Source organism: Stenotrophomonas sp. 22692 (assembly GCF_052045015.1).
In the GTDB taxonomy this organism is placed as follows: Bacteria; Pseudomonadota; Gammaproteobacteria; order Xanthomonadales; family Xanthomonadaceae; genus Stenotrophomonas; species Stenotrophomonas geniculata.
Window position 1 is genome coordinate 213,125 of the sequence record NZ_JBQEMR010000002.1, and the last position, 14,748, is coordinate 227,872.

Consider the following 14,748-nt stretch of genomic DNA (forward strand, 5'->3'; position numbering starts at 1 on the left):
AAGTGAATGCCCTATAATCCGAATGGGTTATGTCGAAAAGTCTACCTAATGCGCGGATCCGAGTTCACTGAACTGAAGGCTTTCGTGGCGGTGGTGGAACGCCAGAGCTTCGCGCGGGCTGCGGAACATCTGGGGGTATCGCCCTCGGCGCTGAGCCAGACCATCCGTCAACTGGAAGGCCGCCTCGGCACCCGCCTGCTCAATCGCACGACCCGAAGCGTCGCGCCATCAGCAAGTGGCGGGCGACTGTACGCGCGCATAGCGCCGCTGTTCGAGGAGTTGGCCGTAGCGGTCGCTGAAACCCGCGAGGCGACCGGGCGGGTGAATGGGACGCTGCGCATCAATACGCTGGGCATCGCCGCGAGAACACTGATTGCCCCGCGGCTTGCCCGCTTCCACCAGGCCTACCCTGATGTCGTTGTCGACATCGTGGTCGACGACGCGCTCAGCGACATCGTCAGTGGGCGGTTTGATGCAGGCATCCGCGTGGGCGGGCAGCTCGAGAAGGACATGGTGGCCATCCGCCTCACTCCCGACCTGAACATGGTCGCCGTGGCGTCACCGGATTACGTCGCACGCCGTGGAACGCCGCGATCTCCAACGGAACTGCAGGACCATGCCTGCATCAACTGGCGGCTGCAGAGTGACGGCAGGCAGTACCGATGGGAGTTCAAGAAGCGAGGTCGCCACCTGGAGGTCGCCGTGGACGGTCCTGTCGTCACCAATCACGCTGACGTCGGGATTGCGGCGGCACTGGCCGGCCTTGGAATCGCCTATCACTTCGAGCAGGATCGCGTGGGGGAACTGCTGGCCCAGGGATTGCTGGTGCGGGTACTGGCGGATTGGTCGGTCTCGCGCCCCGGGCTTTTTCTCTACTACCCGAACAGGCGGCATCGCCCCGCCCTGCTGGGGGCGTTCATTGATTGCCTGCTGGACCAGGGCGTGTTCGGCAATCGGTGACAACATCGAGGAACGTCTGCATCGGCGGCCGTCGGACAACAGGATCCCGGCAGGGCCTCAAAAACGACAAGGGCCCCAGGCAGGCATGCCAGGAGCCCTTGTCGGGATGCACCGAAGGTGCGCTTAGAACGGAATATCGTCGTCAGCGAAGTCGTCCATCGGCGGAGCCTGCTGCGGCTGCGGGCGCTGGTTGCCACCCTGGTTGCCGTAACCGCCGCCCTGGTTGCCGCCCTGGTTGCCATAGCCACCGCCCTGGCCGCCACGCTGGCCACCGCCACCGCCGCCGTACTCCTGGCGCGGCGCCTGCTGACGCTGCGGGCGATCGCCGCCGTAGTTGCCACCACCGCCACCGCCACCGCCTTCACCGCGGCCGCCCAGCATCTGCATTTCATCTGCAACGATGTCGGTGGAGTACTTCTCCACGCCGTCCTGGCCGGTGTACTTGTCGTAGCGCAGGCTGCCTTCGACGTAGACCGAGCTGCCCTTGCGCAGGTACTCGCCGGCGATCTCGCCGAGCTTGCCAAAGAACACCACGCGGTGCCATTCGGTACGTTCCTGCTGGTTGCCATCCTTGTCCTTGCGGACGCTGGTGGTGGCCAGGCTGATGCGGGTGATCGCCATGCCGCTCTGGGTGTACTTCACGTCCGGGTCGTTGCCGAGGTTGCCGACCAGGATGACTTTGTTGATGCCGCGCGCCATAGATGGATTCTTCCGTTGTCCGGGGCTGGACCAGTGATAGCACACCCGACGGGGTGCCGATACGCTGGACCTCCCACGGTTGCGAATGGGGGATATCGGAACGAGGCATCTTACCATTCCCTTCGCCCCCGGCCCGTCGGGAATCCGGCCGATCCGGGTCGGAACCGACCTCAACGAAGCAGGGGGCGATCCAGCAGCAAGCCGGTGACCCGTGTGACCTCCCCCACCGCCACCACCCTGGGCCCTTCATGGCAGTGGAAGCGCACGCCGGGCCGGATACGCTCCCGGTGCAGCCCCGCCCTGAGCACCTCATTGACCACGGTCAGGCCGGCCAACAGGGGCTCGCCCACCGGTAGCGGCAGCTCGGTCGCCCAGCTGTCGCCCTCGGCGTGCCGGAAGTCGGGCCAGATCATGAACAGCTCTGGCGCCCCGACGTCAGCGGCGTAGGCGAAGTCCCAGCGGATACCGTTCCGGGCCGGGCTGCGTCGCCCGCCCTCCTCCGGCGCGAGGATACGGATCCGCGCCTCGAAATCATCCGGAACATCCGGGTACAGGCGAAAAGACACCGCTTGGCTCCATCAGGCTGTGGCTCGGACCGTCGCATGCCTGCGACCTTGACCACAAGCAGCATCGGGCGGGACTGCCTGCAGCCCCCCCATGGCATCATGCCAGGGCACCCTTCCCCCTGCCCCCTCCGCGTGCCCATGACGATCAAAGGCAAAGCCACCTCCCTGGACATCGCCCACCTGGCCGGGGTCTCCCAGCCGACCGTGTCGCGGGCCCTGCGGGGCAGCCCGATGGTCAATGCCGAGACCCGCGAGCGCATCCTGCGCATCGCCCGCGAGCTGAACTACAAGGTCGACAAGAACGCCTCCAGCCTGCGCCTGCGCAACGCCGGCACCCTGGCCCTGCTGTTCTTCGAGGACCCGACCAACGACGATTCGCTGATCAACCCGTTCTTCCATTCGATGCTGGGCTCGATCACCCGCGCCTGCGCGCTGCACGGGCAGGACCTGCTGGTCTCGTTCCAGCAGCTGTCCACCGACTGGCAGGCCGATTACGAGGACAGCAACAAGGCCGACGGCATCATCCTGCTCGGCTACGGCGACTACCACGAATCGCGCGACCGCCTGCAGCGGCTGGTCGAACAGGGCACGCATTTTGTGCGCTGGGGCGCCGCCCTGCCCGGCCAGCCCGGTGTCTCGATCGGCAGCGACAACTTCCAGGGCGGACATGACATCACCACCCACCTCCTGCAGCAGGGCTGCCGCCGCATCGCCTTCCTCGGCCATGCCTCCAGCCATTACCCCGAATTCCAGGAGCGCTACCGCGGCCATGTCGCGGCCCTGCAGGACCACGGCCTGGCCGCCGAACCGGCGCTGCAGCACGATGCGATCACCACCGAGGCTTCCGGCCAGGAGGCCTGCCAGGCGCTGCTGGCGCGCGGCGAACCGATCGATGCGATCTGCGCCGCCAGCGACCTGATCGCCATCGGTGCGATGCGCGCCCTGCGCGAGGCCGGGCTACGGGTGCCGCAGGACGTGGCGGTGACCGGCTTCGACGACATCCCGCTGGCGGCCTCGGTGTCTCCGGCGCTGACCACGGTCCAGCAGGACACCAAGCAGGCCGGCCAGCTGCTGGTGGAGCGCCTGCTGACGCTGATCGGCCGGCAACCGGTGGAGGGCCAGAGCATCCCGGTGAAGCTGGTGGTGCGGGAATCGTCGCTGCGCCGGTAAGCGCCACCAGACCTCCCGCCACGCCTCAACGTGCGACGGCGGAATTCTCCCCCCATGACCAACGGCGGATGCGCACGGAAGCCGATGCGCGGATAACGCGCAGACATCGCCCATGGAAAGGTGTACGTCGCATGCTGAAGATCGATTCGCTGTCCAAGACGTACGCCAACGGCGTGCATGCCCTCAACAACGTCAACCTGGACATCCCGCGCGGCATGTTCGGCCTGCTCGGTCCGAACGGCGCCGGCAAGTCGTCGCTGATGCGCACGCTGTCCACCCTGCAGGAAGCCGACAGCGGCACGGCCACCCTCACCATTCCAGGCGAGGCGCCGATCAACGTACTGCGCGACAAGGACGCGGTGCGCCGCCGGCTCGGCTACCTGCCGCAGGATTTCGGCGTGTACCCGAAAGTCAGCGCGCTGGACCTGCTGGAACATTTCGCGGTGCTCAAGGGCCTGACCCAGCGCGCGCAGCGCCGCGAGGTGGTCGATGGGCTGCTGCAGCAGGTGAACCTGTGGGACGCGCGCAAGCGCAAGCTCGGCACCTACTCCGGCGGCATGCGCCAGCGCTTCGGCATCGCCCAGGCGCTGCTGGGTGACCCGCGGCTGGTGATCGTCGATGAACCCACCGCCGGCCTCGACCCGGAAGAACGCAACCGCTTCCTCAACCTGCTGGCGGCCATCGGCGAGAACGTGGCAGTCATCCTGTCCACCCATATCGTCGAGGACGTGACCGATCTGTGCCCGACGATGGCGATCATGAACAAGGGCCAGGTGCTGCTGACCGGCCGGCCTACCGAGGCCATCGACGCGTTGCAGCACCAGGTCTGGCGCAAGCAGGTCGATCCTTCGGAACTGGCCGACCACGAGGCACGCTACGTGGTGCTGTCCACCCGCCTGGTCGGTGGTCGCCCGGTGATTCACGTACACAGCGCCAATGACCCCGGCGACGGCTTCGCCGCCGTAGCCCCCGACCTCGAGGACGTGTACTTCCAGCGCCTGCGCCTGCAGGCCCGTGCCCGCGCGGCAGCCTGAGCGGAGCACGCCATGATCCTCAACTTCTTCCGCTTCGAGCTGCGCGAGCAGCTGCGCTCCCCGCTGCTGTGGCTGCTGGCCGGGCTGTTCGCCCTGCTCGCCTTCGCCGCCGCGTCCAGCGACGCGGTGCAGATCGGCGGTGGCGCCGGCAACGTGCACAGCAACGCGCCCACCGTGATCGCACAGATGCTGGGCATCTTCACCCTGCTCGGCATGCTGGTCACCGCGCTGTTCGTCAGCAACGCGCTGTTGCGTGACTTCGAACTCGGCACCGCCGAACTGATCTTCGCCAGCCCGGTGAAACGCCGCGACTACCTGGCCGGACGCATCGCCGCCGCCCTGGCGGCAGGCCTGCTGGTCTACGTGCTGATCGCGTTCGGCCTATGGCTGGCACCATTCATGCCGTGGGTCGATCCCGAACGCATGGGCCCGATCAGCTGGCAGGGCTATGCGTGGACGTTCGCAGTCATCGTCATTCCCAACCTGTTGTTCACCACCGCGCTGCTGTCGCTGCTGGCGGCGCTGACCCGCTCGATCCTGTGGGTCTACATCGGCCTGGTGGCCTACCTGGTGCTGTATGGCGCCAGCGCGGCCCTGCTGCGCGACATCGACAACACCTGGATCGCGGTGCTGAGCGAGCCGCTGGGCATGCGCGCACTGGGCCGCACGATCCGCTACTGGTCCACCGCCGAGCGCAACAACGGGATTCCCGAGCTGGCCGGTTACCTGCTGGCCAACCGCGCCCTGTGGTTGGGCGTGGCTGCCGTACTGTTCGCCGCCACCTTCGCGCTGTTCCGCACCGAACGCAGCGGCAGTGGCCGTCGGCGCTGGGGCCGCAGGCCGGCGCAGCCGATTGCCGATGCCGCCGGCATCCGCCCCAGCCGCGCGACACTGCCGCGCGTGGTACCGGCGTTCACTGCCACCACCGCGTGGCAGCAGTTCCTGCGCCAGGTCCGCTTCGATACACGCGGCGTCCTGCGCAGCGTGTCGTTCATCGTGCTGCTGGTACTGGGCCTGGCCAACTTCCTGCCCAGCGCGCTGTTCCGGCAGACCCTGTACGGCACCTCGATCTGGCCGGTCACCTCGCAGATGATCATGGGGCTGCAGGGCGCCTTCAGCTGGCTGCTGGTGATCATCGTGTTGTTCTTCGCCGGTGAGCTGGTCTGGAAGGAACGCAGCGCGCGCATCAATGAAGTGACCGATGCCATGCCGGTGCCGAACTGGGTGCCGCTGCTGGCCAAGTTCACCGCACTGCTGGCCGTGATCGTCTGTTTCCAGGCCGCCGGCGCGCTGGCGGCGATGGGCGTGCAGCTGGCCAAGGGTTACACGCATCTGGAGCCGCTGCTGTACCTGCGCAGCCTGGCGCTGGATTCGCTGGTCTACATCCTCATGGGGGGCCTGGCGCTGGTGCTGCAGGTGCTCACCAACAACAAGTTCGTCGGTTACGCATTGCTGATCGTGGTGATGATCGGTCAGGGTGTGCTGGGCATGCTCGACTACACGCAGAACCTGTACAACTTCGGCAGCTGGCCCAACGCACCCTATTCGGACATGAACGGCTACGGCCACTTCCTGACCGGGCAGCTGGCATTCCAGGGCTACTGGGCCCTGTTCCTGCTGACCTTGATGTGCCTGGCGTCGGCCTTCTGGGTACGGGGTGTCAGCCAGGGCCTGCGCCAGCGCCTGGCCCTGGCCGGCCGCCGCCTGCGTGGTCCGACCGGCGCCTTCGCCGCGGTGGCCGCGCTGGCGTTCGTCGGCGTGGGGAGCTGGCTGTACTGGAGCACCAACATCCGCAACGAGTTCCTTTCTCCGGACCAGCAGCTGGATCTGCAGGTCCGCTACGAGCGCGAGCTGTCGAAATACCGCAACCTGCCGCAACCACGCATTGTCGCCGTGGACAACCGCGTGGACCTGTTCCCGGAATCGCAGTCGATGGTGATCGATGCGAACTGGACGGTACGCAACACCCACGCCACGCCGATTCAGGACGTGCACGTCTCGATGGGCGATGACAAGCAGCTGATCGCGGTCGACCTGGGTGGGCAGACACTTTCGATGCATGACGCCGATCTCGGCTACCGCATCTACCGCCTGCAGAAACCGCTGCAACCGGGTGAAACCCGCAGCGTGCATTTCCGGGTGGTGCAGAAGCCCAACGGCATCACCGCCGGCCAGGCACCAAGCAACATCGTCGACAACGGCACCTTCTTCAACAGCCGCGTGCTGCCTTCCTTCGGCTACAACGAAGGCGCCGAGATCAGCGACCGCAACGAACGCCGCAAGCGCGACCTGGGCGAGCCGCGGCGCATGCCCAAGCTGGAAGACGAAGCCGCACGCGCCAACACCTACATCTCCAACGATGCCGACTGGCTCGACTTCCGCACCACGGTCTGCACGGCACCGGACCAGGTGGCGCTGGCCCCGGGGTACCTCCAGCATGAGACCACGGTCAACGGCCGGCGCTGCTTCAGCTATGCCATGGACCGGCCGATGCTGAACTTCTACGCCTATCTGTCGGCGCGCTGGGAGGTGCGCAAGGCAAAGTACAAGGACATCCCGATCGAGGTCTACTTCGACCCGGCGCACGGCTACAACGTGGACCGGATGATCGAAGCGGTGCAGAAATCGCTGGCCTACTACGAGGCGAACTTCACCCCGTACCAGCATCGCCAGGTGCGCATCATCGAGTTCCCGGGCTATGCGCGCTTCGCGCAGTCGTTCGCCAACACCATCCCCTACTCCGAGGCCATCGGTTTCATCGCCGACCTGCGTGACCCGGACAAGGTGGACTACGTGTTCTATGTGACCGCGCACGAGATCGCACACCAGTGGTGGGCGCACCAGGTGATTGGTGCCAACGTGCAGGGCGCGACGGTGCTGTCCGAATCGCTGTCGCAGTATTCGGCACTGATGGTGATGGAGCAGGAGTACGGCCGCCAGCACATGCGTCAGTTCCTCAAGCGCGAACTGGACGGCTACCTGTCCGGGCGTGGTGGCGAGGCCATCGAGGAACAGCCGCTGGAACGTGTGGAGAACCAGCAGTACATCCACTACCAGAAGGGTTCGCTGGTGTTCTACCGGCTGCGCGAGGAGATCGGCGAGCAGGCGCTTAACCGGGCATTGAAGCGTTTCCTGCAGGACAAGGGTTACCAGCAACCGCCCTACACCACCTCGCGCGAATTGCTGGCCTACATCCGCGCCGAGACCCCGGCCGACCGCCAGCCGCTGGTTACCGACCTGTTCGAGAAGATCAGTTTCTACGACAACCGGGTGATGGTCACCAGCGCCCGCAAGCGCGATGACGGCCGCTACGACGTGACCCTGGACCTGCATGCTGCCAAGCAATATGCCGACGGCAAGGGCCAGGAAAGCGACGGGAAGATGGATGACTGGATCGAGATCGGCGTGTTCGCCAACGGGCCTTCAGGCAAGGAACGCGACCAGAGAGTGCTGTACCTGCAGCGTCATCACATCACCAGTGCGGAGCCGAAGATCACGGTGACGGTGGACGAAAAGCCGGACGAAGCAGGCTTCGATCCGTACAACAAGCTGATCGACCGGGTGAGCGACGACAACCGGCGCAAGGTGACGATGTGAGGCAACGGGGCGCCGGCCTGTGCGCCGGCGCTCCACGCAACACGTGCGGGCTTGGCTCGGCCTTTCTGTTTGGCTTGGCCCTGCTGTAGTGCCGAGCCATGCTCGGCACATTGTCCACGGCAGCCGCGAAAACTCAGTGCACCGCGGCCTTCGGCCCCAACAATGCCAGCAGCACATAGACCACGATCGAGGCGACGGTGCCGAACGCTGCCGGCAACCCGAACGCCCACGCCGAACGGCCCTGCTGGCGCGCCCACTGGGCCAGATGCCAGGCCGCGCCCAGGTTGATCAGCCAGGCAATGACGAACACCGGCCACAGCACCATGCCCACCGCGCGCAGCAGGGGCATGGACACCAGCGCGGCAGCGATCGCTGAGATCAGGAAGATCAGTGCGGAGCGGGAATGGCGTGATCGTGCTGGTGAGCCGGCAGGTAGTTCCCTCAATTCCATGGCAGAGCCTCGATCCTGGTGTCAACCAAAGGGGATCACGTACGGCACCCGAAGGGAAGCGTTCTGTAGGGTCGGGCCGTGCTCGACTGATCCGGCATTGCGCGAACGGCAGCCGAGCATGGGCTCGGCTCTACAGGACAATCAGCCTTGGGCGAAGTCCTTCAGGATCTCGCCGACGCCGCTGGGCGAGATCTCGAAGCCCAGCGGAGTGCCTGGGTTGATCACCACGCCGTAGCCCCCCGGCACGCGGCGCAGAACGTCCAGCATCAACCAGCGGATCTGGTGTTGGGCCTGCTGGCTGTAGATGCCCACCCGCGATGGATCGGTGAACACGGCCACGTGCAGGATGCCCTGCTTGTCGAACAGCAGCGGGTCGAAGCCGCTGCCGTCGGGCGTGACCAGGCTGCCGGTCAGCAGCACTACCTCGGAAGCGACGAAGGCCTCCATGAAGGCGCGGATCGGCACCGCCCCGTCCATCGCCGCCTTCAGCAGGGTTTCGATCGGGGTCTGCGGGGCGAGGTCGGTCATGGCGGTACGGCAGGGCGTGAGGGGGGCCTATTGTAGGGTCGAGCCTGCTCGACTGCTCGAAGAGCGTGCCAACCGAGGTTGGCACCCACCAGAGCGGTAGCGCCGGGCCATGCCCGGCGGCGCCCTCACCGTCCCAGACGCTGGTCCCGAGCCTTCTGGTCGGCCATCGCCTTGTCCAGCTCGGCCTGCAGCGCTGGCTGCTGCACGGCGGCATCCAGCACGTACACCTTCACGCCATGCGCGGGCACTTCGGCCTTCAGGGAGGCATCCACCTGCAACGAACCGCCGTCCAGCGCATCACGCCAGCGGCCAGCCTGGACGTAACGCGCCACGGTGAAGCTCCTGGCCTGGTCGCCCTTGTTCAGCAGCACCAGCGCGGTCTGCGCCACCTCGCCCTGCTGCAGCACGCGGAAGAACACCGCCTCATCACCCTTCAGCCGCTCGTTCACCTGCAGGCCGCGCTGCAGCGCCGGGGTGGCTTCGCGCAGTCGTGCGATGCGCTGCAGGGGCGCGAAGATGGGGCTCTTCGGCGCAGCATCCACACGTGGCTGGCCGAAGTAGGCGCGGTTGCCGGCGTGCTCGGCGCGGCCACGCATGAAGCCGGTTTCCGAGCCGTAGTAGACCACCGGAATACCGCGCGCGGTGAACAGCCAGTTGTGCGCATCGATGAAACCGCTGTCGCTGGCCTGCAGGCGCGGCATGTCGTGGTTGTCGTAGAAGCTCATCAGCTCGTACGGGTTGGCGTACGGCCCCCCGCTCAGGTGCAGCGGCTCGGCCAGCGTTTCAAAGCCCTTGCCGGCGGTGCCGAAGGTCTGCTCCAGTGCGCCGCGCAGCGGGAAATCGAGCACGCTGACATTGGCATTGGTTGGCCAGGTGTGCTCGGCGATGGTCGCCGCGTTGTAGTCGAAGGCTTCGCCAAACATGAACATGCCCGGATGCTCGGCGCGGATGCGCTTGACGAATTCATGCCACCACGGGTGCGGCAGCCAGCCGATGGTGTCGATGCGCAACGCGTCCACGCCCTGCGCGGTCCACTGCAGGTAGGCGCCGACCAGGTACTCCATCACCGCCGGACTGTCCTGGTTGAAGTCGGACAGCTCGGCCAGGTTGCCATCGAAGATCGAGCCATCCTTGCTGTCGACCGGACCAATGTTGTTGTAGAACGCGTGCAGCGGGTTGTGCTTCGGATCCAGTTTCTGCGGGGGCAGGTTCTGGTGGTCGGCAATCAGTTTTCCATCCCTGTCGAAAATCTGGCCGAACTGTGGCTGCCGCGTCGGCATGGTCCAGGCCGGCGAACCGTGGTTGCCCACGATATCCAGCACCACCTTCAAGCCAGCACCGTGCAGGCCCTTGGTCAATCCGGCAAAGTCCAGGTCCTTGCTGGGCAGGTGTTCATCGAGTTTGTAGAAATTGATGCCCCAGTAGCCGTGGTAGCCGGTCTTGCCACGGTCGGTCAGCGTGCTGGTGCAGCTGATCGGCTTGCTGCCGGTAAAGGCTTCGTCCGGGTTGTCCACGATCGGCGTGATCCACACCGCGCCGAAACCCAGGTTGCGGATGTACTGCGCGTTGTCGAGTACGCCACGGAAGTCACCGCCGAGGTAGCCAATATTACCGTCCACCTTGTCCGGGCACGGCACCGGAATATCGAAGGTGCGGTGCTTGCCACCCTGGTCACGATGGTCGTTGGACGGGTCACCGTTGACGAAGCGGTCGGTGACCACGAAGTACACCGCATCGCTGGCGAACGGTTCGGTGGTGCCCACATAGTCCGGGCGCGGCGCGGCCGCCGCGTGGCCGGCCAGCACCAGGGAAACAGCAACAGATAGCGCAACAGACAGCGCACCACGCATCACACCACCTCCGGACGGGACGGAACCCACAACACGCACAGACCGGCGACGAACAGGCTGCAGCCGCCCAGCACCAGTACATGCATCGGCTGGCCACCCAGCAACGTACGCAGGGCGAAGCCGAGCGCGCTGGCCGCGACCAGCTGCGGGATCACGATGAAGAAATTGAAGATGCCCATGTACACACCCATCTTCGACGCCGGCACGCTGTCGGACAGCAGTGCGTAGGGCAGTGAGAGGATCGACGCCCAGGCGAAGCCAACGCCGACCATCGACAGCAGCAGCCAGTGCGGGTCGCGGATGAACATCAGCGAGACCAGCCCGGCACCGCCCAGCCACAGGTTGAGCAGGTGGCTCCAGCGCAGGCCGATCGCACGCACCATGAGTGGAATCAGCACCGCCGCCAACGCAGCGAAGCCGTTGTAGGCGCCGAACAGTACGCCCACCCAGTTGGCGCCCTCGTTGTAGGCCGCCGTCTTCGGGTCGTCCGAACCGAAGTGGACACCGGCCACTGCGGCAGTGGTGTAGATCCACATGGCGAACAGCGCGAACCACGAGAAGAACTGCACCCAGGCCAGCCGCCGCATCGTGACCGGCATCGCCCGCAGGTCGCCCACGATGGCGGCCAGCATATGCGTGCCAGGCAGCGCGCGGGCCACGGCCAGCAGCAGGCCGTAGCCGGCACACAGGCCGGCCAGCACGTAAAGCATCCGGTCGCCCTGCCGCCACGCGATCAGCAGCGCCAGCAGCACGCCCAGCCCCAGCCATACGGCCACCTGCGCCCAGGGCGCCGGACCGCTGATCGTCGCCGCTGCGTGATGTGCCGGCGGCTCGGCATCATCGAACCCGGCCAGCTCCGCCGGTGAATATTCGCGGGTGCTGACCACCGTCCAGGTGATCGCCGCCAGCAGCACCACCGCGCCGAAGTAGAACGCATAGCGCACGGTGTCCGGCACTTCACCTGCGGCGGCCGTATTGGCGACGCCGAAGTGGGCCAGGATGAACGGCAGGAAGCTGGCGACGATGGCGCCCACGCCGATGAAGAAGCTCTGCATGGCATAGCCGGTGGGGCGCTGGCGTGGCGCCAGCTGGTCGCCGACGAAGGCGCGGAACGGCTCCATCGATACGTTGATCGAGGCATCCAGCACCCACAGCGTACCGGCGGCGATCCACAGCGTCGGCGAATTCGGCATCACCAGCAGGGCCAGCGTGGTCAGCACCGCACCGATCATGAAGTATGGACGACGGCGCCCCCAGCGGGTCCAGGTGCGGTCGGACAGGTAACCGATCACCGGCTGCACCAGCAGGCCGGTCAGCGGCGCGGCGATCCACAATCCAGGTACCGCGTCGATGTCCGCGCCCAGCGTCTCGAAGATGCGGCTGGCGTTGGCGTTCTGCAGGGCGAATCCGAACTGGATGCCGAGGAAGCCGAAACACATGTTCCAGATCTGCCAGAACGACAGTTGTGGCTTGGCGGGACGATTCATCGTGCGTCCTCTTCCGCCGCCACCTGCGTCACCTTCAACGCCTGCACCTGCGCCTGGTTGAGCACGCCGTCGCGCCCGCCCTTTCCGCCGGTGTAGTGCGCGAAATGCTGCAGCGCGCTCATGTTGAAGCCTTCTTCAAGCGCGACCGTGCACGGCCCCTTGTGCACGGCGAACGTTGCCGAGGTCGAGTCCTGCACGGCCACGCTGTGCGGCATCGCAACCGTATGCCGCTGCAAAGGCTGGCCCGGGCACTGCAGCACCAGCTGCTTGACTGCAGCCGTGACGCCGGTGTTGATCGGCCCGCTCGGGTTGCGGTACTGCAGGCGCAGGCGCACCTGCCCGGCCTTGGCCGAGGTGAACTGCCAGCGTTCCTCGCCCTTCAGCACCTGCTGCGGACCGACGCAGAGCATCGGGCTGTGCAGCGATTCCAACGTGCCTTCGCGCCGGGTCAGGCTGAGGCAATGCTGCAGGCCATCGTCGTTGATGCGCGCCACGCCGTTGCTGGCGGTGACCGCCTTGCCGTCCTTCCACAGCACCTGATCGGCTGCCACCGGAACGTTCCAGCCCGTGCCCTTGCGCGGGGCCTGCGGCGCAACCGGCGTGGCTGGCGCACGCACGTTGGCATCCGCAGCCGTGGCAGCGAAACCGGTTGCTGCCGGGGCGGCGACCAGCTGCACTGTCGTGGTGCTGCCACGCGTGGTGGTTCTGCCGGCCACCAGCAGGCCATCGCCCACGTTCTGCGGGCGCTCCAGCACATAGCGCTTGCCGTTGGCTTCCAACGTGATACGGGGATGCGTGCCGAACAGTTCCGGCACCAGCACGGCCGGCAGCTTGGGCTGCACGCGGCCATCGTCCTGCACGCCGAACACGCCTTCGGTGACCATGGCCAGATAGCCGGCCACCGACCACAGCTGGCGCTCGGAATTGACCACCGGCCCGCTCAGCGCGCCTTCGTCCACATGCACGGCCTGGCTGACAAGCTCGTAGTTTTCCATGTTGGAACCGGCCAGCGCGGCGCCGCGCATCAGCGAACGGATCTCGGCGGCAATGCGCGGGACATCATCCAGCTGGCGCGCCGCGCGCAGCGAATAGGCGCTGACGAACGGCCAGATGGCGCGGTTGTGATAGATCGGCTGCTGCCCTTCCTGCGGCCAGACCACCGGACTGCCGGCCGGCCCGATCGGGTACGCCGCCAGCGCACGGCGCGCACGCCCGGTCGGCAGCACGTCGGCCAGGATACCCAGCGACAGGCCCAGCAGATCGACCTTGGCGTACGGCACCGGGTGCGCCGCTTCGCCGATGTAGCTCATGTACTGGCCCATGTCCTCCCGCCAGAAGCGCGCATCGATCTGCTGCGCCAACGCATCGGCCCACGCCTTGTACTCGTCCGCGCGGGCATCGCCGCGCTTGCCGGCCAAGCGTTCGGCCAGGCGCAGCGCCTGGTAGTGCAGCACGTTGGTGGACAGCGCGTAGGAATCACCGATGAAGCGCACGTCCTCGCGGGTCCAGTCCGGATAGGTCTGCTCGCGCCAGTCCAGGAACGAGGTCTCGCCGCGGTACAGGCCCACCTGCGCGTCGAACACCATCGCGCGGTCCTGTGCCAGCGTGCCCTGCAGCGCCTGCCAGACCTGATCGGCAAACGCGCGATCCTCCAGCAGATGACGTGCCGCCAGGAACCACACCACGCGATCGCTGCTGATCGGCCAGCTGCCACCGGAACCGGTGTCCTGCGCCACGAACAGGCCGGGCGTGTGACCATCGCGGGCCGCCGACAGCTTGAACTGCAGCGACTGCCGGGTGCGTTGCGGGTCCAACCGCGCCAGCGCCAGATCGGCGGCGAAGCTGACATCGCGGGTCCACACATAGGGCCAGCGCGCGCCGGTCTGGAAGCACTCGCACGGCACCGGCCGACCCTCGTCGAACGCGGGGTCGCGAATCGCGTCCACACGGTCCTGGTCCATCTCCTGCTGGGCCAGCGCAAACAACGCGTCGAACATCATGCTACCGGTCTGGCTGCGCATCGGCATGGGCGCGATACGCACCTCACCTTTCGGCGCATGCAGCACGAAGCTGCCGTTGGCAGCGGCTTCGGCGCGCGCTTGGCGGCCGTCGAATTGCAGGTCGGCCGCCTGCGCGGTCGATCCCAGCGCTGCCCCGAGGGCAGCGGTCAGGCAAATGATCTTCAGCATCGAAGCGGCGGACCGGCTTGCGCCCGTCGGCCTCCCTCCCTCTCTGCACGCGTTGTAGGTCCGCACCGTCGTTGCCGGCGGGCGGGCACGGCCCCTCCCTCAAGGTGCCTTGGCCCCATGGTAGACGCGGGGCTGTCGGCTGCGTCCAGCTGCATACGTATTCATGGCGTCACGCGGTAGCGCGCCTGCCGCGCTGGCTTATGGTCCGGGTCTGCCA

Annotated in this window: 11 protein-coding genes; 4 read left to right on the plus strand and 7 right to left on the minus strand. The window is 66.6% G+C overall.

Features of this window, described 5'->3' with window-relative positions:
• Window positions 1–6: 6 nt before the first annotated feature.
• Window positions 7–960, plus strand: coding sequence for a LysR family transcriptional regulator (locus ACTJJM_RS03295; RefSeq protein WP_224329103.1), 954 nt, complete (start codon window positions 7–9; stop codon window positions 958–960).
• Between the two features lie 123 nt (window positions 961–1,083).
• Here ACTJJM_RS03295 and ACTJJM_RS03300 read toward each other — a convergent pair whose 3' ends face one another.
• Entirely contained in the window at window positions 1,084–1,659 is a 576-nt protein-coding gene (locus ACTJJM_RS03300; RefSeq protein ID WP_010483495.1) for a single-stranded DNA-binding protein, read from the minus strand.
• 170 nt (window positions 1,660–1,829) lie between these two features.
• Window positions 1,830–2,225, minus strand: a complete 396-nt coding sequence (locus tag ACTJJM_RS03305; protein WP_049480140.1) for a hypothetical protein — start codon at window positions 2,223–2,225, stop codon at window positions 1,830–1,832.
• 138 nt (window positions 2,226–2,363) lie between these two features.
• On the opposite strand from ACTJJM_RS03305, the gene ACTJJM_RS03310 reads away from it, so the two are divergent.
• The 3 genes from ACTJJM_RS03310 to ACTJJM_RS03320 all read left to right on the plus strand — a co-directional run bounded on the left by ACTJJM_RS03310 (window position 2,364) and on the right by ACTJJM_RS03320 (window position 8,026).
• A complete protein-coding gene (locus ACTJJM_RS03310) occupies window positions 2,364–3,395 on the plus strand; it encodes a LacI family DNA-binding transcriptional regulator (protein WP_010483499.1) in 1,032 nt (343 codons plus the stop codon).
• A gap of 131 nt (window positions 3,396–3,526) precedes the next feature.
• Window positions 3,527–4,429 (plus strand): ABC transporter ATP-binding protein, encoded by a 903-nt coding sequence (locus tag ACTJJM_RS03315; RefSeq protein ID WP_440865148.1) that lies wholly within the window; start codon window positions 3,527–3,529, stop codon window positions 4,427–4,429.
• Window positions 4,430–4,441: 12 nt separating this feature from the next.
• Window positions 4,442–8,026: an ABC transporter permease/M1 family aminopeptidase gene (locus ACTJJM_RS03320; protein WP_440865149.1), complete on the plus strand. Its 3,585-nt coding sequence runs from the start codon at window positions 4,442–4,444 to the stop codon at window positions 8,024–8,026.
• A 133-nt stretch (window positions 8,027–8,159) separates the two neighbouring features.
• Here the strand turns inward: ACTJJM_RS03320 and ACTJJM_RS03325 are convergent, their stop codons facing one another.
• The 5 genes from ACTJJM_RS03325 to ACTJJM_RS03345 form a co-directional block, all read right to left on the minus strand.
• Complete coding sequence (locus tag ACTJJM_RS03325) at window positions 8,160–8,477, minus strand: hypothetical protein (protein ID WP_019337081.1); 318 nt, start codon at window positions 8,475–8,477, stop codon at window positions 8,160–8,162.
• Between the two features lie 141 nt (window positions 8,478–8,618).
• A complete protein-coding gene (locus tag ACTJJM_RS03330; protein WP_010483507.1) occupies window positions 8,619–9,005 on the minus strand; it encodes an SseB family protein in 387 nt (128 codons plus the stop codon).
• 125 nt (window positions 9,006–9,130) lie between these two features.
• Window positions 9,131–10,855 (minus strand): alpha-amylase family glycosyl hydrolase, encoded by a 1,725-nt coding sequence (locus tag ACTJJM_RS03335; RefSeq protein WP_440865150.1) that lies wholly within the window; start codon window positions 10,853–10,855, stop codon window positions 9,131–9,133.
• On the minus strand, window positions 10,855–12,342 hold the full coding sequence (locus ACTJJM_RS03340; protein WP_191850805.1) for an MFS transporter: 1,488 nt from the start codon (window positions 12,340–12,342) through the stop codon (window positions 10,855–10,857). The genes ACTJJM_RS03335 and ACTJJM_RS03340 overlap by 1 nt, the downstream gene beginning before the upstream one ends.
• Window positions 12,339–14,531 carry a Six-hairpin glycosidase-like protein gene (locus ACTJJM_RS03345; RefSeq protein WP_440865151.1) on the minus strand — a complete coding sequence of 731 codons (2,193 nt, stop codon included), beginning with the start codon at window positions 14,529–14,531 and terminating at the stop codon, window positions 12,339–12,341. Before ACTJJM_RS03345 ends, ACTJJM_RS03340 begins: the two co-directional genes overlap by 4 nt.
• Window positions 14,532–14,748 lie beyond the last annotated feature (217 nt).